Annotated in this window: 14 protein-coding genes, 1 riboswitch and 1 other annotated feature; all 14 genes read right to left on the reverse strand. The window is 38.2% G+C overall.

Annotation, left to right across the window (positions count from 1 at the left end):
• Positions 1–28: 28 nt before the first annotated feature.
• The 14 genes from greA to L6W14_RS15385 all read right to left on the reverse strand — a co-directional run bounded on the left by greA (position 29) and on the right by L6W14_RS15385 (position 16,190).
• Positions 29–517: a transcription elongation factor GreA gene (gene greA, locus L6W14_RS15320; protein ID WP_004226860.1), complete on the reverse strand. Its 489-nt coding sequence runs from the start codon at positions 515–517 to the stop codon at positions 29–31.
• Between the two features lie 175 nt (positions 518–692).
• The gene (udk, locus tag L6W14_RS15325) at positions 693–1,331 is read right to left on the reverse strand and encodes a uridine kinase (RefSeq protein ID WP_004226858.1); all 639 of its coding nucleotides are present in this window, start codon (positions 1,329–1,331) and stop codon (positions 693–695) included.
• Positions 1,331–2,611: a peptidase U32 family protein gene (locus tag L6W14_RS15330; protein WP_054550066.1), complete on the reverse strand. Its 1,281-nt coding sequence runs from the start codon at positions 2,609–2,611 to the stop codon at positions 1,331–1,333. Before L6W14_RS15330 ends, udk begins: the two co-directional genes overlap by 1 nt.
• Positions 2,612–2,625: 14 nt before the next feature.
• Positions 2,626–3,558: a peptidase U32 family protein gene (locus tag L6W14_RS15335; protein ID WP_131520518.1), complete on the reverse strand. Its 933-nt coding sequence runs from the start codon at positions 3,556–3,558 to the stop codon at positions 2,626–2,628.
• 5 nt (positions 3,559–3,563) lie between these two features.
• Positions 3,564–4,196 carry an O-methyltransferase gene (locus tag L6W14_RS15340; protein WP_131520517.1) on the reverse strand — a complete coding sequence of 211 codons (633 nt, stop codon included), beginning with the start codon at positions 4,194–4,196 and terminating at the stop codon, positions 3,564–3,566.
• Positions 4,197–4,482: 286 nt separating this feature from the next.
• Complete coding sequence (mltG, locus tag L6W14_RS15345) at positions 4,483–5,610, reverse strand: endolytic transglycosylase MltG (RefSeq protein WP_048392143.1); 1,128 nt, start codon at positions 5,608–5,610, stop codon at positions 4,483–4,485.
• A gap of 149 nt (positions 5,611–5,759) precedes the next feature.
• On the reverse strand, positions 5,760–6,287 hold the full coding sequence (locus tag L6W14_RS15350) for a DUF1292 domain-containing protein (protein WP_237898285.1): 528 nt from the start codon (positions 6,285–6,287) through the stop codon (positions 5,760–5,762).
• A gap of 345 nt (positions 6,288–6,632) precedes the next feature.
• Positions 6,633–6,941 (reverse strand): DUF1292 domain-containing protein, encoded by a 309-nt coding sequence (locus L6W14_RS15355; protein WP_004226842.1) that lies wholly within the window; start codon positions 6,939–6,941, stop codon positions 6,633–6,635.
• A gap of 18 nt (positions 6,942–6,959) precedes the next feature.
• Entirely contained in the window at positions 6,960–7,376 is a 417-nt protein-coding gene (ruvX, locus tag L6W14_RS15360; RefSeq protein WP_004226840.1) for a Holliday junction resolvase RuvX, read from the reverse strand.
• 2 nt (positions 7,377–7,378) lie between these two features.
• On the reverse strand, positions 7,379–7,645 hold the full coding sequence (locus tag L6W14_RS15365; protein ID WP_004226839.1) for an IreB family regulatory phosphoprotein: 267 nt from the start codon (positions 7,643–7,645) through the stop codon (positions 7,379–7,381).
• 88 nt (positions 7,646–7,733) lie between these two features.
• On the reverse strand, positions 7,734–10,394 hold the full coding sequence (gene alaS, locus L6W14_RS15370) for an alanine--tRNA ligase (RefSeq protein ID WP_115674134.1): 2,661 nt from the start codon (positions 10,392–10,394) through the stop codon (positions 7,734–7,736).
• An 87-nt stretch (positions 10,395–10,481) separates the two neighbouring features.
• Positions 10,482–10,697: a binding site (T-box leader), on the reverse strand.
• Positions 10,698–10,765: 68 nt separating this feature from the next.
• Positions 10,766–11,731 (reverse strand): magnesium/cobalt transporter CorA, encoded by a 966-nt coding sequence (corA, locus tag L6W14_RS15375; protein WP_131520515.1) that lies wholly within the window; start codon positions 11,729–11,731, stop codon positions 10,766–10,768.
• 246 nt (positions 11,732–11,977) lie between these two features.
• Positions 11,978–12,143: riboswitch (M-box (ykoK) riboswitch) on the reverse strand.
• A 57-nt stretch (positions 12,144–12,200) separates the two neighbouring features.
• Positions 12,201–13,634: a 4-hydroxyphenylacetate 3-monooxygenase, oxygenase component gene (gene hpaB / locus L6W14_RS15380; protein WP_131520514.1), complete on the reverse strand. Its 1,434-nt coding sequence runs from the start codon at positions 13,632–13,634 to the stop codon at positions 12,201–12,203.
• Between the two features lie 123 nt (positions 13,635–13,757).
• The gene (locus L6W14_RS15385; RefSeq protein WP_237898286.1) at positions 13,758–16,190 is read right to left on the reverse strand and encodes an SF1B family DNA helicase RecD2; all 2,433 of its coding nucleotides are present in this window, start codon (positions 16,188–16,190) and stop codon (positions 13,758–13,760) included.
• Positions 16,191–16,340 lie beyond the last annotated feature (150 nt).

The following is a 16,340-nucleotide window of genomic DNA, read 5'->3' on the forward strand; positions in this document are numbered from 1 at the left end:
AAAGGCTAACTGCTTGTACCTATACATATTATTTAATTGAGAGAATTTTCACTTTCATTTCGCCGCCAGGTGTTTGAACGACAACCTCTTCACCTTCAGCACGACCAAGTAGACCTTTTGCAATTGGTGATTCATTCGAAATACGGAATTCCATAGGATCTGCCTCAGCAGAACCAACAATTGTATAAGATTCTTCATCTGTTGATGGCTTACCATTGATGATTTCTACGAATGTAACCGTTTTCCCTAATGATACTACACTGTTATCTGTCTCGTCTTCAGAAATAATCACTGCATTGCGAATCATAGATTTTAATGTTGAAATACGACCTTCTAAAAAGGCTTGTTCTTCTTTAGCAGAATCGTACTCAGCGTTTTCAGAAAGATCTCCAAAATCACGTGCTATTTTAATGCGTTCAACGATTTCTTTTCGTGTTTCAGTTTCTAATTTTACTAATTCTTCTTCTAATTTACGTTTTCCCTCAGCTGTCATAGGGTACTGTTTTTCATTTGCCAAAGTCCTTCACTCCTTGTTTCTTCAATATAAAAACATAAAACTCGACTAAATGCATGGAAGATGCATCTAATCGAATTTTATTATTTTTAAACGTTTTCAAATTACGCTTTGACCTAATAGTATGCATGCTTTTTCAAAATATGCATGTAAATATTGTCAATACCACTCTATCTTATTACAATACGTTGTCGGTTTCAAGAATAGTTTTAATTTTCGTTACCATTAAATCAATCGCCACCTCATTATCCCCACCTTCAGGAATAATGATATCAGCATAACGTTTCGTTGGTTCAATAAATAAATTATGCATCGGTCGAACCGCTGATAAATACTGCTCAATCACCGAATCCGTTGTACGTCCACGCTCTTTAATATCACGCATAATGCGGCGAATAATACGTAAATCTGAATCTGTATCCACAAATAATTTAATATCCATTAAATCACGTAAATCAGCATCCTCTAAGACTAGAATACCTTCTAGTATAATAACATCTACTGGTTCAACGTGTATAACTTCTTCTGCCCTTGTATGCTGGACGTAATCATACACAGGTTTTTCAATTGGTTGACGCACTAACAACTTTTTTATGTGCTCAATTAATAAATCATTATCGAAAGCTAACGGATGATCGTAGTTAGTTCCTAAGCGTTCTTCAAATGTTAAATGACTTTGATCCTTATAATAAAAATCTTGTTCAATTACCACAACAGAATGCTCACGGAAAACATCATAAATGGCACGCGTCACGCTCGTTTTTCCCGAGCATGAGCCACCTGCGATTCCGATGACAACAGGACGCTTCACTGCCATTAGTTATTCTCCTTTCGCATCATGTTATGCGGCTTCAATGGTGTATCACATTTAAATTTGACAATTTGTAATGGATGACGAGCTGCATCTAGGCTATTGCCATCCTCGTCCCAAATTTCACCCATTGTTAAACGGAAATTCTCAATTTCAGGACCAAAGAATTCTACTTCGTCACCAGGTTTAAAATAATTACGCTGTTGCATTGTCACTATTTTTGTCTCTGGATCATGCTCTAAAATAAGTCCAGCAAATTCATAGGTTGTTTTACGACCATGCACACCAAACATCTGCTCCTCAAAGCCAGGTGCATCATGGAAGAATGCTTCAGCCGTATCACGGTTAGCACATTTGTCTAATTCCTCTAGCCATTCACGTTTAATTTTAAAGTTATCAGGATCTGCACAATAAGCATCAATCACTTTACGGTACACAGAAACAACTGTCGCTACATAGTGAATGGATTTCATACGACCTTCAACTTTTAACGAGTCGATACCTAGCTCAATCATATGAGGAATCGCTTCAATTAATTTTAAATCTTTTGGACTCATCGCAAATGGTGCATGACTCTCATCGAAAAGTGCTTTTTCTTCACCATCTTCTAATTCATATAGATCGTAGTCCCAACGGCATGATTGGCAGCATCCCCCTCGGTTTGAGTCACGAGCCGTCATATGATTAGAAAGAACGCAACGACCAGAGTAGGCAATACACATTGCTCCATGAACAAAGGCCTCAATTTCAATGTCGACCTTTTCCTTCATCAGCTTCATTTCTTCTCCGCCCACTTCACGTGCTAATACAACACGATGTAAACCTTCTTCTTTCCAGTACTGCACGGCCTTCCAGTTGGACAATGATTGCTGAGTAGAAAGGTGAATTTCAAGCTTAGGTGCTGCTGTACGACATGTTTCAATAATGAGCGGGTCTGCTACAATAATACCAGTTACGCCGACTGATTCAATATCCTTTAAGTAACGCTCTAAGCCATCCATATTTTCATTGTGGGCAAAAATATTTGTTGTTACATATATTTTCGCACCATATTGATTGGCAAATTCTACACCTTCACGCATCTCTTCAATTGAAAAGTTATCCGCATTCGATCGTAGACCAAACTCTCGCCCACCGATAAATACAGCATCTGCTCCGTAATGGACAGCTATTTTTAATTTCTCTAAACTACCCGCTGGAGCAAGTAGCTCTGGTTTTTTAGTAATGACACGTTTACCGTTGACAATCTCACGGATTTTGTCATTTTGCTCTAACGCTAATGCCATGTTATTGTCCCCTCCTAGTAAACTGTTTCCTTAAAGATAAAGCCTGTATCTAATGGTCTAATAGCTGGTTGCATATCTTCAATTTTTGCTAATAAATCGTCTTTTATTTCTTCATATGCCTCTTCTGATTCGTCAAAATACGTATCGATCGCTTTTCGATAAGCTTCTGTTACTGCGACTACATAGTCTGGCGTTTGAAGAACACCTTCAATTTTTAGAGCATCGATGCCACCTTCAAATAATTCGCCTAGTTCATCAATAATACACATATCATTTGGACTGAAAATATGTGTACCATTTACATCTTCATATATTGGATACTTATTATTTCGTTCATCATCATGTAGGAACATATTACGATTTTCTTGGCGATTTTCAATCGCCATTACTTTATCTTGATATAAGAAATAATGGCCGAGTAATGGACGTTTTGATTGGAACATACATGTCATGCCATGTACTTGTACTTCAATTTCCATCTCGGTATTTTCTTTAATTTCTAATACTTCATCAAGAGAAAGCTCACGCGCTAACACAGCACGCGTTGCACCACGTTGCCCCCAGTAATTAGCCGTAAACCAGTTTGTAGCTGTCGTTTCTGGATTCCAATGTAACGGGATCGTAACACCTTGCTCTCTGCGAATAATGAGTACCGCTGGATCACCGTAAATTAAACGGTCCACACCGATACGTTGCATTTCTTTTACATAATCAGCAAGTGCCTCTAGTTTCTCATTATGGAAAAGTGCATTGACTGCAACATATACCTTTTTACCCGCTTCGTGTATAAGCTTTGTCGCTTGTTCTACTTCTTCAACTGAGAACTCTCCTGCTAGACGTAGACCAAATTGTTGTTCACCAATAACAAAAGCATCTGCTCCAGCAACTAAAAGTGCTTTTATATGTTCTAATGATTGTGGTGTCACAAGCAATTCTGGTTTTTTCATAGTAGTCACCTCTTCAAACATAGTAATAAACCATCACCGACTGGTAAAAAAGCACTTGTATACTCCGGGTGCTGCATAATCCAATCCGTGAAGTTTTTTAAATTGCGAATCATTGTTCGCTTACGACGTGGAACATCCTTCAACTCTAAATCAGACAAACCATGCATGTACATATTATCGATATACAATACCCCACCTGATTTTACTAAAGGTGCATATTTTTCAAAAAAGCGTTGGTATTGTCCCTTCGCAGCATCAATAAAGACCGCATCGAATGTTGTGTTAATAGCCTCGTCATCCACTTCTAAAGCGTCACCCTCAATGACCGTAATTCGATCTGATACAGTCGAACGTTTAATATAGGCTTTTGCCCTTGCTACACGATCTTGATCACGTTCAATTGTAACAATTTGGACATGAGGCAATGCCTCTGCCATACGAATAGCAGAGTAACCAATTGCTGTACCTATCTCTAAAATTTTTGACGGATTCTGAATACGCAACAGTTGATTTAATGCATCAATACCTGCTAGTTGCATGATCGGTACGTGATGCTCCTCCGCATATGCTTCCATTTCTAAAAGCAATTCATTACGTGGCTGTATAAATGATTGTATATATGCATCTGATAATTCCATTGTTTCCACCCTCATTTAAAAGGCAACGAGCGTTTGCCGTTGTCTGTACTTCATCATTTATCAACAAAAAGAAAAAGACCAAACGTGATGTCTTGGTACTTTGCCATACAAAAATGAGCAATTGCTTCGATATGCTCAAACAATTGCCACCACGCATATTTGTCCCGCATAAATGAACGGATTGATCAAAAATCACACTTTATAATAGCATGAAAATAGAAGGAAAGCTATTTTTCTTTCCTTCTATCCATCTGTTTGCTATATGATTTTTGTTCTTCCTATACGTTTACTCTTCTTTTCGTAAATATTTTTCTACCTTCTGCAAATGCTCATCATAGGTTTTTGAGAAGTGGTTGACACCCTCTTTATCTGCTAGGAAGTAGAAATAATCTGTTTGACTTGGATTTAATGATGCCTCAATCGAGGTTTTACCTGCACCCGCTATTGGACCAGGTGGTAGACCTTTATTTTTGTATGTGTTATAGGCATTATCCACTTCTAAATCCTCATATAGAACACGATCCTTGTGATCACCCAGTGCATAGAGTACGGTTGGGTCGGTTTGGAGTGGCATCCCTTCATTGATTCGATTATAGAAGACACTTGCAATAGTCTCTCGATCCGTTTGAGCAGTCGCTTCTTCTTCCAATAATGAAGCAAATGTTAACAGCTGATGTACGGACATTTGTTTTTCAGCTAATACATCACTATAGTTCTTCACCACATTGTTCATGGCTGCTATCATCTCTTCTACAATCGCTTGTAAGGATGGTTTTTCCTCATAATAAGAATACGTAGCTGGATATAAATAGCCCTCTAAGTCATAGCGAATATTGTCAGCTAAAACCGCCTCTGTAACTAGCTCAGGATAATTAGCCATCATTTGCTGAACAAATGTGTCACTCGTCACAAGATCCATAAATTCTTTTTGTGTGTACGGTGTTTTCTTTTCAATCACTTTCCCAATTTGTTCAAGTGTTAAGCCTTCTGGGACTGTCATCGTAAAGACAGGCTTACGATATACCTTCCCTGTTTTCAAGCTTTCAATGAGTTCATCAAATGTCATTGCCTGTGTTAAATCATAATTTCCCGCTTGAAATTGTGATTCATTTTTAAATTTTGCATAGTATTTAAAAACACGTGCATCTTTTATGACACCTTTTTTCTCTAGTAGTGTTGAAATGGAGGACAAACTAGAGCCAATTGGTACTTCTACTGCAATTGTTTTCGTTGCATTAGGGTCTAATGGTTTTAGAGCACCTTTTACATAATTGTACCCAAATAAACCAACAACTCCAATTATTAGTACGAAAACAATGGCAATAATTGCGACGATTTTTCTCACCATTTTTACCTCAGATTTTCTTTCTTGCATTTTTGAAAACATTTCTTGTTTTTTTGAACCGTTATCCACGGGTTTCCCCCCTATCACTATTCAATATCATACTAGAAATCAACTTTCACGACAAACAGAAATCGACAATTCAGGAGAAATTACATATGTAAAAAATCTGCCAACAACTTTCGTTAGCAGATTTTTGAGCATTCTAGAAATAGTTTATCCTATAAAGTGTTTAATACTTCTTCTACAAGTTCCCATTCTTCATCTGACTCAATCGGGTATAACTCTTCAATCTGGCCTTCATTTCCAGCTAGATATTGGGCTGCAAAAATATCACGCTCATCAATCGGTTCATCTGTTGCTGGCACATATAATACATACGATTTACCGAATTGCTCAGATGAAAATGTATGAATGACTTCGCACACTTGATCTTTTCCTTCTTCGTCTGTCACAGTAATTAGCTGTGGTTCTTCTTCAAATTCATCAAGTAATGTTAACACCACTTCATTAATCATTTCCCATTCGGCATCTGTTTCAACAGGCTGTAAATTTGTCATCTCACCTGTATTGTCATCATAATCAAAAGTCATCGCCGAAAGGTCTCCTGGAATTTCTTGACCTGTTTCATCTAGAAGGGAAAATAACACATAGGACTTGTCCTCCGCATCAAAGGTAAAGACCACACGACACTGCTGTTCCTTACCATCTTTCCCAATGATCATAAATTCTTGCGTTTCTTCATTCATTCTGTTTCCTCCTTTATGACAATTTGATGTCATTTATTAAATCGTTTTTTTGAGGTTAGACACTTTAGAATAGCTTCTCCTATTTTTGAGCAAGTTTTCCCTGCATTTCTTCTCTACCTTTGAGCAGGTTCTCGATGTTTGGAGTGGGGCTTGGAGCGGTTACACTCTATTTCTAAGCGAATCCACAAACTTTATGAACGTTTCTCAACAATTGTGGATCAAATTCACACATCTACAATGCATTCATTCTTCAATTTAACAATCCTTCTACATTAGAAAAGCTTCAATAAAAAAGGAACAAGGACTGCAAGCTGCGATCCTTGTTCCAAGCTTTGAGTTAGAAGATTAGTCTTCGTTTTCATCCTCTAAAGCGTTTAAAACGTCCTCTACCATATCCCACTCTGCTTCAGTTTCGATTGGTGTTAATTCACCATCTTCACCATTTTCAGATGGTACAAATGAAGATACAAAGATTTCAACTGAGCCATCTTCATCTTCCTCTGCGCCTACCATTGAGTAAAACACATATGATTTGCCAAACTCTGGAGATTCATGAACGTGAATCACTTCACAAAGCTGCTCGTTTCCGTTTTCGTCAATCACTGTAATGTGTTGAACATGTAGTTCTTCTTCATGGTTATGCTCGTGTGCCATGCATTGTCACCTCATCAATTAATTTTTGCTATCTAAGTAGCCTTGTAAAATCATCACAGCTGCCATTTTATCAATGACCTGCTTGCGCTTTTTGCGACTCACGTCCGCTTCGATCAGCATACGTTCAGCAGCCATCGTCGTTAAACGTTCATCCCATAATTTGACCGGTAGTGAGAAATGCTCTTCTAATAGCTTTTTATAGTTTTCAGAAGCCTCTCCACGCGGTCCAACCGTATTATTCATGTTTTTTGGAAAACCTACAACAAATTCTGTTATAGTATATTCCTTTACTAGCTCAGCGATACGGTCAATACCGAACTCACCATTAGCTTCATCAATTTTTACGGTTTCAATACCTTGGGCGGTCCAACCAAGTGCATCACTTACAGCAACACCCACAGTTTTTGACCCAACGTCTAATCCCATAATTCTCATTTCTAGTCCTCGTTATTCTTTTTGATATAAAATTTAACAAGCTCCTCTAGAATTTCGTCACGCTCAAGCTTGCGAATTAAATTACGAGCATCCTGATGGCGAGGAATATACGCCGGATCACCAGAAAGTAAGTAACCAACAATCTGATTGATAGGGTTATATCCCTTTTCCTCTAATGAAGAATGAACTTTCAACATTACCTGCTTGACTTCCTGTTCCATTGATTCTTCTGGAAAATTAAATTTCATCGTTTGATCAAATGAACTCATGACCAGCACCTCGCTTTCAGAAATAAGGAGATGTGCAAACAAGCTCATCTCCAATTTCTCTTTATTATAACATGTTTTGGTGAATTAATTAAATGGATTTAACATAATCATACACAGAAAGTAGTGCTTCATCAAGTTTTGATGCATCTTTTGCACCTGCCATCGCCATATCTGGACGACCGCCACCTTTACCACCACATGCTTCCGCAACCATTTTCACAATATTCCCTGCATGGTAATTGCCACCAACTAATTCTTTTGAAACACCAGCACATAACATAACTTTTTCACCATCAACTGCTCCAAGAACAATGACTGCTTTTGGCATTTTTGCTTTCAGGTCATCCATCATTTGACGGAGTTGATTGTTATCCTTCGCTTCCACTTTTGTAGATAGCACTGTCACATCTCCAATTGTTTGAGCGGCATCAACAACTGCCCCTGCCTGTGCATTGGCGATTTTTTGAGATAATGCTTCGTTTTCACGTTGTAATTCTTTATAGTCTGCTTGTAATGCCTGTACTTTTGTAACAATATCTTTAGCATTTGCTTTTAATAATGCTGCTGCATCATTTAATAATGCTTCTTCTTCTTTTACTGCTTCATAAGCAACTTTTCCTGTAACAGCTTCAATACGACGAGTACCTGCACCGATACCACCTTCTGAAACAATTTTAAAGAAGCCAATTTCAGAAGAGCGTTTAACATGGATACCACCACATAGCTCAATCGAATAATCTCCGATGGATACTACACGTACAACATCTCCATATTTTTCACCGAATAATGCCATAGCACCCATTGCTTTTGCTTCATCAATGCCTTTTTCTTCAATAACGACCTCTATATCATCCCACACTTTTTCATTTACAATACGTTCAATTTGCTGTAATTCTTCTTTTGTAACTTGACCAAAGTGAGAGAAATCAAAACGTAAACGATCAGGTCCTACATATGATCCAGCTTGGTTCACATGATCACCTAGCACATCTTTTAATGCACGTTGCATAATATGTGTTGCCGTATGGTTTTTAATGATTAAATTACGGTCATCACGATTGACCACTGCTTGCACTGCATCTTCCACATGCATTTCCCCAGATTCAACTACTACTGTATGAAGCGGTTGACCATTCGGTGCTTTTTGAACATCTTTTACAACAGCCGTAAAGCTATCATTTGAAATAGTACCACTATCAGCAATTTGACCACCCATTTCAGCGTAGAATGGTGTCTTCGCTAAAATAACCAATGCTTCCTGACCTTCAGAAGCGACTTTCGCAACTTGACCATTGACGATCATTGCAGCGATTTCAGTATTAACACTTAACGTATCATAGCCAACAAATTCACTTGCAACCGTTAAGTTTGCTAATACTTCATTCTGGACTTGCATCGAATCAACATCTTGTCGTGCAGCACGCGCGCGTTCACGTTGCTCTTCCATCGCTGCCTCAAAACCTTCATGATCTACTTTCATGCCTACTTCCTCTGCATATTCTTCCGTTAGCTCGATTGGGAAACCATACGTATCATATAAACGGAAAGCATCTGCTCCTGGGATGTAATCATGACCAGCTGCTTTTTGAGATTCCACTACTTCATTAAAGATAGCTAAACCACCATCTAATGTTTCGTGGAAACGAATTTCTTCATTTTTAATGACACGTTGAATAAATTCGCATTTCTCTGTAACTTCTGGATAGAAGTCTTCCATAATTTTACCCACAGTTGGTACAAGTTCAAACATAAATGGTTTTTCAATACCAATTTGTTTAGCATAGCGAACGGCACGACGTAGTAAGCGACGTAATACATAGCCACGGCCTTCATTTGAAGGCAGGGCACCATCGCCTATAGCAAATGCTACTGTACGGATATGGTCTGCAATCACTTTAAATGGTGTATTAATATCTTCATCTGAGCCAAAGATTTCATTTAAGTCTACTTCGCCAGGTCGTTTATATTTACGATTGGCAAACTCCTCGATTTTTTCAATAATTGGCATAAATAAATCAGTATCAAAGTTTGTTGGTACATTTTGCACGACGGACACAATACGCTCTAAGCCCATACCTGTATCAATATTTTGCTTTGGTAGTGGCGTGTAAGTGCCATCAGGATTATGGTTAAATTGAGAGAACACAAGGTTCCAAATTTCTAGGTAACGCTCATTTTCTCCTCCTGGATACATTTCAGGGTCATTTTCATCTGAGCCGTATTCTACGCCGCGATCATAAAAAATCTCTGAGTTCGGACCAGATGGGCCTTCTCCTATATCCCAGAAGTTCCCTTCTAAACGAATTAAACGTTCTTCTGGAATACCGATTTCCTGATGCCAAACATCATATGCTTCCTGGTCTTCTGGGTGAATCGTGATGGATAATAATGCTGGATCAAAGCCCATCCATTTTTTATCTGTTAAAAACTCCCAAGCATAATGAATTGCTTCTTTTTTAAAGTAGTCACCAATAGAGAAGTTTCCTAACATTTCAAAGAATGTATGGTGTCGAGCTGTTTTCCCAACGTTTTCAATATCGTTGGTACGAATCGATTTTTGAGCATTTGTAATACGTGGATTATCAGGGATAATACGGCCATCAAAATATGGTTTCAAAGTTGCAACACCTGAGTTGATCCAAAGAAGTGATGGATCATTTATTGGCACAAGTGGTGCTGATGGCTCATGATGATGCCCCTTTTCTTTAAAAAATTCCAAATACATACGGCGAATATCTACTGCTTTCATTGGATAAATTCCTCCTATTTTATATTGTAAAATCACGATACGAATCCTGCGATTTACCGAAGAAAATAAAAAAAGCCCTCATCCCCAAAAAGGGACGAGGACTTGTCATTAGTCTCGCGGTACCACCCTAGTTGTAAGTAAAAACCTTACTTACCTCTTTAGCACTTGTAACGTCAGTGAACGGCAGGGATTAGCTGCACTCTGGAGTAGCTTTCGGCATTTGCTGTTGTGAGGATTTTTTCAGCCTAGAAATCCCTTTCTTGTGCACACACAAATACGTACTTTTTCCATCATCGTTTTTACTTTTTCTATCGAAAATTATAAAAAAAATCTATTGCGCTGTCAATTAGTACTAGTATGACTAACACTAACTAAGCAATCATTTTTTTGAAATATATCCACATACCCCATGTAAAGATAACTAAGAAGGCGCTAATTGCAATAGTTGTATAAGGGGTATCTTGATAAGGCAAAGGTACATTCATTCCAAAAAAACTAGTAATTACTGATAGTGGTAACATAATTGTCGAAATGACCGTTAATAAATTCAGCTTTTCAATGGATTTCCCACTGATAATTGAAAAATACGTATCAAGCGTGCTGTTCACTAAATCGCGATATGTCTCTGTGGAGTCGACAATACGCTCTAGATGGTCATTCAAATCTTTATAGAATGGAATATTTTCTTCTTGAATATCAAATTTCCACTGGCCATTGATTGTAGAAAAAATTCTTCTTTGTGGCATAATGGCCTGACGAATTAAAATAATTGTCCGCTTCAATGCAAGAAATTCCTCTGTCACCACTTTTGGTTGATAATCATAAATTTCTTCTTCTAGTTCATCTATACGTGCGCGAATTCGTTCTAATACTGGGAAGTATTCGTCTGTAATACCGTCAATAATTGTATGCAATAAAAAATCAGTACCCTTTTCCAAAAATCTTGGGCTATTAACACAAACATTTTCCATTTTTCCTAGCCATTGCAACTTTTGTTTATGCACAGTCACAATATAGTTTGGTCCCATAAAAATATTTAACTCAACGGTTGTAATTTCATTGTTACTTTTCTCATTATAAATTGGTGCATGGAGCACAAAAAATTTATAATCACCATAACTATCCATTTTTGGACGTGAGCCTTCATGTAAGCAATCTTCAACTGCGAGTGGATGAAAGCCAAATACATCAGCTATATTATTCAATTCATTATAACTATAAGCATATAAATCTACCCATAATAAATCTTCGTTATGAATAGGGAGTTGTAAATCAATCATATTGAAATCATGTTGGACTGTCTTACTGCAGCTATTATAATAGTGGATTTTAATCATTGCATTTCACCTCGTGTTTGTTATTGAGGGAAACAAAAGGTCATCCTGAATCACCCTTTGTCTGCATCGGTGATCAGAAATCGATGACTTTTTATGTGTTTCCGTTTGCCTAAATGATACTTATTCGGTTCAGGACTACTATCCATTTCTCATCACCTTCCTTCCATAACAAAAACACGCCTTCGACGAATGAAGGCGTGTTGAATACACATATCAAAAAAATAGCAATAAAATACATTGCATGCTTGTTACCTTCAAACGTTGAGTTTTAGCACTATGCGGCATAGGAATATGTCCAGCTACGTTAAAAAACACCTTATTTCGATGATTTCTGTTGACCCATTGGCGTCTCTCGACATTTTTGGGTAGTAGCGTATCTCCAGCATAGGAGCCTCACCTAACGAAGGGAGTCTTATTTTTTTATTCCTGTAAATGATAACGGATAGTTTCACAACTGTCAAACTTTCTATCATTCATTTTTCAAAAAGTCTTCCACTCTTTGCACTAGATGCTCTCGTTGATAAGATTGATAAAGCAGGCTAGATAAACGTACAGGATCACCAAAGAAAAAGCGTTCGTACAATGTCTGTCTTGTGCCAAAACTACTCATCGTTAAATCCCAAGCCAAACGGAATTTCTTTACTCGCTCTTCTCCTTTGTCTTTGAATGATTGCAAATAATGTTCAAGATCACCGTCATCCGTTGCAAAAGCTTTTGCACTCGGTATGGACATTAATCCACTTGCTCCCAGTTGCTGGATGATATCTGTAAAGGTAGGATATACTTTCGGGAAGATATGAATAGCGACCTGTAATGTTGATTGGTCTGGTCTGATAAAGCCAAAGGAATCCCTTTGTGCCTCAATTTCTGATTTTAATTGCAATGCTTTCATCGTTTCTAATGCTACGATGACATCTACCACTTTTTGATGGACATGTTGGTAATCCCCAATATTTATGGAATCCACAATCATTTGTACAACCCCTAAGATGAATTCCGTCTTAGCAATTTGACGTGATAGCACATGATGCAAAGTATACGCTTGGAAGCCACTAACATTCATAAATTGATTGGCTACTTCAACATTTTCGTAATAAAATACTCGTTCCCAGGGGACAACTACATCATCAAACACAACGATTGCATCCATTTCTTCAAAACGTGCACTTAACGGATAATCAAAGGTAGAATCTCCCCCTACAAATGATTGCCGGCATAAAAACTTTAAGCCTTTCGTGTTACTTGGAATAGAAAACCCGAAACCTTTTCCTTCATCATAGCCATTTGTCGATAAAACAAGAAGCTCATCTGTGATGCCACCCTGTGTCGCTAGTAATCTTGCCCCTTTAATGATTAAGCCCTCACTTGTTTTCCCAATGATTTTAGCTGCAATGGTTACTTCTTCATCCTCATAGTAAAAGCGCTTGCGATTTACCTGTGGTTCGATAAAGGTATGTGTCATCGTAATATCATTCTCGCGAGCATACTCATAGAACTTTAGCAAATGCTCTGGGAAACAATTTGGCTTCTCTTTTAAAAAATCTGACGCTGATGCAAGGGCCATTAATGTTGTATTCATATAATCAGGGCTTCTCCCCATAAAGCCTTGAGAAGATAATGCCCATTCCCTTGCCGCTTGGCGCCTTTTCACAAGATCTTCTGGCGTCAATACTTGAAGAAATGACATGCCAACTTTCTGTTTACTAGTTGGCGATTCATAGGTCATTTTTTCAAGAAGTGCCTCTTGATGTTGTAAATCAAAAAGTTTCGCTTGACTCTGGATAATTCCTTTAAAGGCAGGATGTTCTGACACCTTTCCTGTCACGACTTTCCCATCTATCGAAATATACGTTTTTAAAGCATCAATTCGTTCAATATACTGCTGCCCTGTCATTATCGGCATGCTGTCACCCCTATACATTCCCTATGTTTTTGTACTCATCTAGTATATGAAATGTCCAAATATTAGGTGACGATACATCAATTAGAAAAACCCGATTAGACAGTCTAATCGGGAATATATATTTTAGTCATCCAAAAAATCATATGGAGAGACATCATTCATACCAATCATTGGATGAATATAAGGGGCTGTTTCTACTGTTAGCTTTGGTTCAATGGAAACCGGCTCCTGCATCCCTTCATTTTCTACTGGCACTGCCTCGACTTCCACAAGTTCTTCCTCAATTTCCATTGGGTTAAGTCTTGCACGTAAAGAGGTGAAACGCTGAAGGTCATCTGTACGCTGTAAACCATCCGCAAGCACATCTGGTTCACCACATAAAATCAAAAAGTTTTTAGCACGCGTAATACCTGTGTATAAAAGGTTACGCCGTAACATTTTGGAATACCCTCTAACCACTGGCATAATGACCGTTTGAAACTCAGAGCCCTGTGATTTATGGATGGAGCAACAATAAGCTAGTGTCAATTGATTGAGATCACTTCGTTGATAGGTCACCTCAATGCCATCAAAGGATACGATCAGTAAATCTTGTTTTTCGACCGTCTCTTTCGCTTTAATAATACTAATGACCTCACCCATATCTCCATTAAAGACATTGCTTTCAGGTTGATTGACAAGCTGAAGCACTTTATCCTTTATTCGATAGGTGACATCCCCAAAAACTAGCTCTTTTCGTGTGCCAGTATCATTTGGGTTAATTAGCTCCTGAATCATTTTATTTAAATTATCTATCCCAGCTGGTCCTTTATACATGGGCGCCAACACTTGAATATTACGGATTTCCTGGCCCTTTGCGACAGCACTTTTAACAACCTGTGTAACAACGTTGGCAACTTGATCGGCTGAAGCCTTTATAAACGAACGATCAGAGGTTTTAGCTGTTAACTCTTGTGGAATCGTTCCTTTTTTTATTTGATGGGCAAGTTCAATAATCGTCGAGCCTTCTGCTTGTCGGTAAACATCTGTTAGCTCGACAGTTGGTAGCTGCTTGGATGCTAATAGATCCTTTAACACCTGTCCTGGACCTACTGGTGGAAGCTGATCCTGATCTCCAACAAAGACAACTTGAACATCTTCATGTAAAGCCTTTAATAATTGATGGGCAAGCCATGTATCAACCATGGACATTTCATCCACGATAATCAACTTACCTGTCACTTCACGCTCTGTTTCTTCCTCTTTTTCTTGCCCTGTAAAACCGAGCAGTCGATGAATGGTCATCGCAGGAAGCTCTGTTGATTCGGCTAATCGTTTAGCAGCACGTCCAGTTGGTGCACAAAGAATAATCGGAAAAGGCTCCTCTTTTTGAGCATACTCTTTTGGATTTAAGGATAAGCCATGAAGCTTTGCATAAACTTCCACAACTCCCCGTACAACAGTGGTTTTCCCCGTACCAGGACCACCCGTTAAAATCATAACAGCTGAATTTAAAGCCTGTTCGATGGCATTCGCTTGTGTTTCTGCATAGGTAACATTGAGTAGCTCCTCTGTTTCTCCAATGGCTTTTCGAATTTCATCTTTACTAAAATGTTCAGCCTTATTATTTCGCTCGATAAGCGATAAGATTTTCGATGCAATCCCTACCTCTGAAAAATAGAGTGACGGTAAATATAACCTTGTCTCTTCACCACAAATTTTGCCTTCTTCACGGAGACCGATACAGGCTTGAGAAATATCCTCGAATGGTATCTCCTGTCGTTGGCTTTGTTCAAGCATTTCCTTAACGAGCGGTAAAACATGTTCTGCGTCTAGATAGACATGTCCATCCGATAAAGCTGCTGTATTTAAAATATGTAAAATCGCTGCTTTGACACGATCAGGGTGTTTACCAGTTATACCCAATTTCGCACCTAGCTCGTCAGCTCGAAAGAAACCTACCCCTTCCACATCTTCAATTAAGCGGTATGGATTTTCTGTCAGTAATTCAATGGCTTCTGTTCGATAGGTTTGGTAAATTTTCATCCCAAGCTGTGGACCAAATCCCCACTCATTCAATTGAATCATGACCCGCTCTAAGCCTAAGTTTTGCTCAATGGTGCGGTGAATGACTTCTTTTTTTTCAGCAGATAGACGTGGAACAGCATCGAGGGCACTGGGATCTTCTAAAATAACACGGAGTGCATTAGCACCTAGTTTTTCAACAATCGTTTCAGCTGTTTTTTTCCCGATCCCTACAAAGAGATCACTAGATAAATAATGAATAATTCCTTGCTCGGTTGCTGGTACCTCTTTTGTAAATGTCTCAATTTGAAATTGAGCGCCGTATTTAGGATGCTGTTTTAAAATACCAGTAAATCGATATTGTTCATCCATTTGTAGTGGGGGAAAATAACCTACAACAATAATCTCTTTATCTTCATATTGCAAATTCGTCTCTTGAATTTTCACACGTACAATCGAATACATATTTTGCGCATTATGAAAGATAGAGACGATCGGACGTCCGAGTATAAAAAATTTATTGAGTTCAAATAAATCTAAATGATCTGTCATGTTCGGTCCGTCCTTTCTTATAGTTTTCAATCTTTTTATTTTACCATAGCCACATGAAAATATCGCAGACAAAAATATATTCACTTCGTTATTTTTACATTATTTCGACAAATGACAATTCTCTGCCTTTATCCTCCGTTCCATGCTATG

It is taken from the genome of Lysinibacillus sp. ACHW1.5, from assembly GCF_022014815.1.
Taxonomy (GTDB): domain Bacteria; phylum Bacillota; class Bacilli; order Bacillales_A; family Planococcaceae; genus Lysinibacillus; species Lysinibacillus capsici.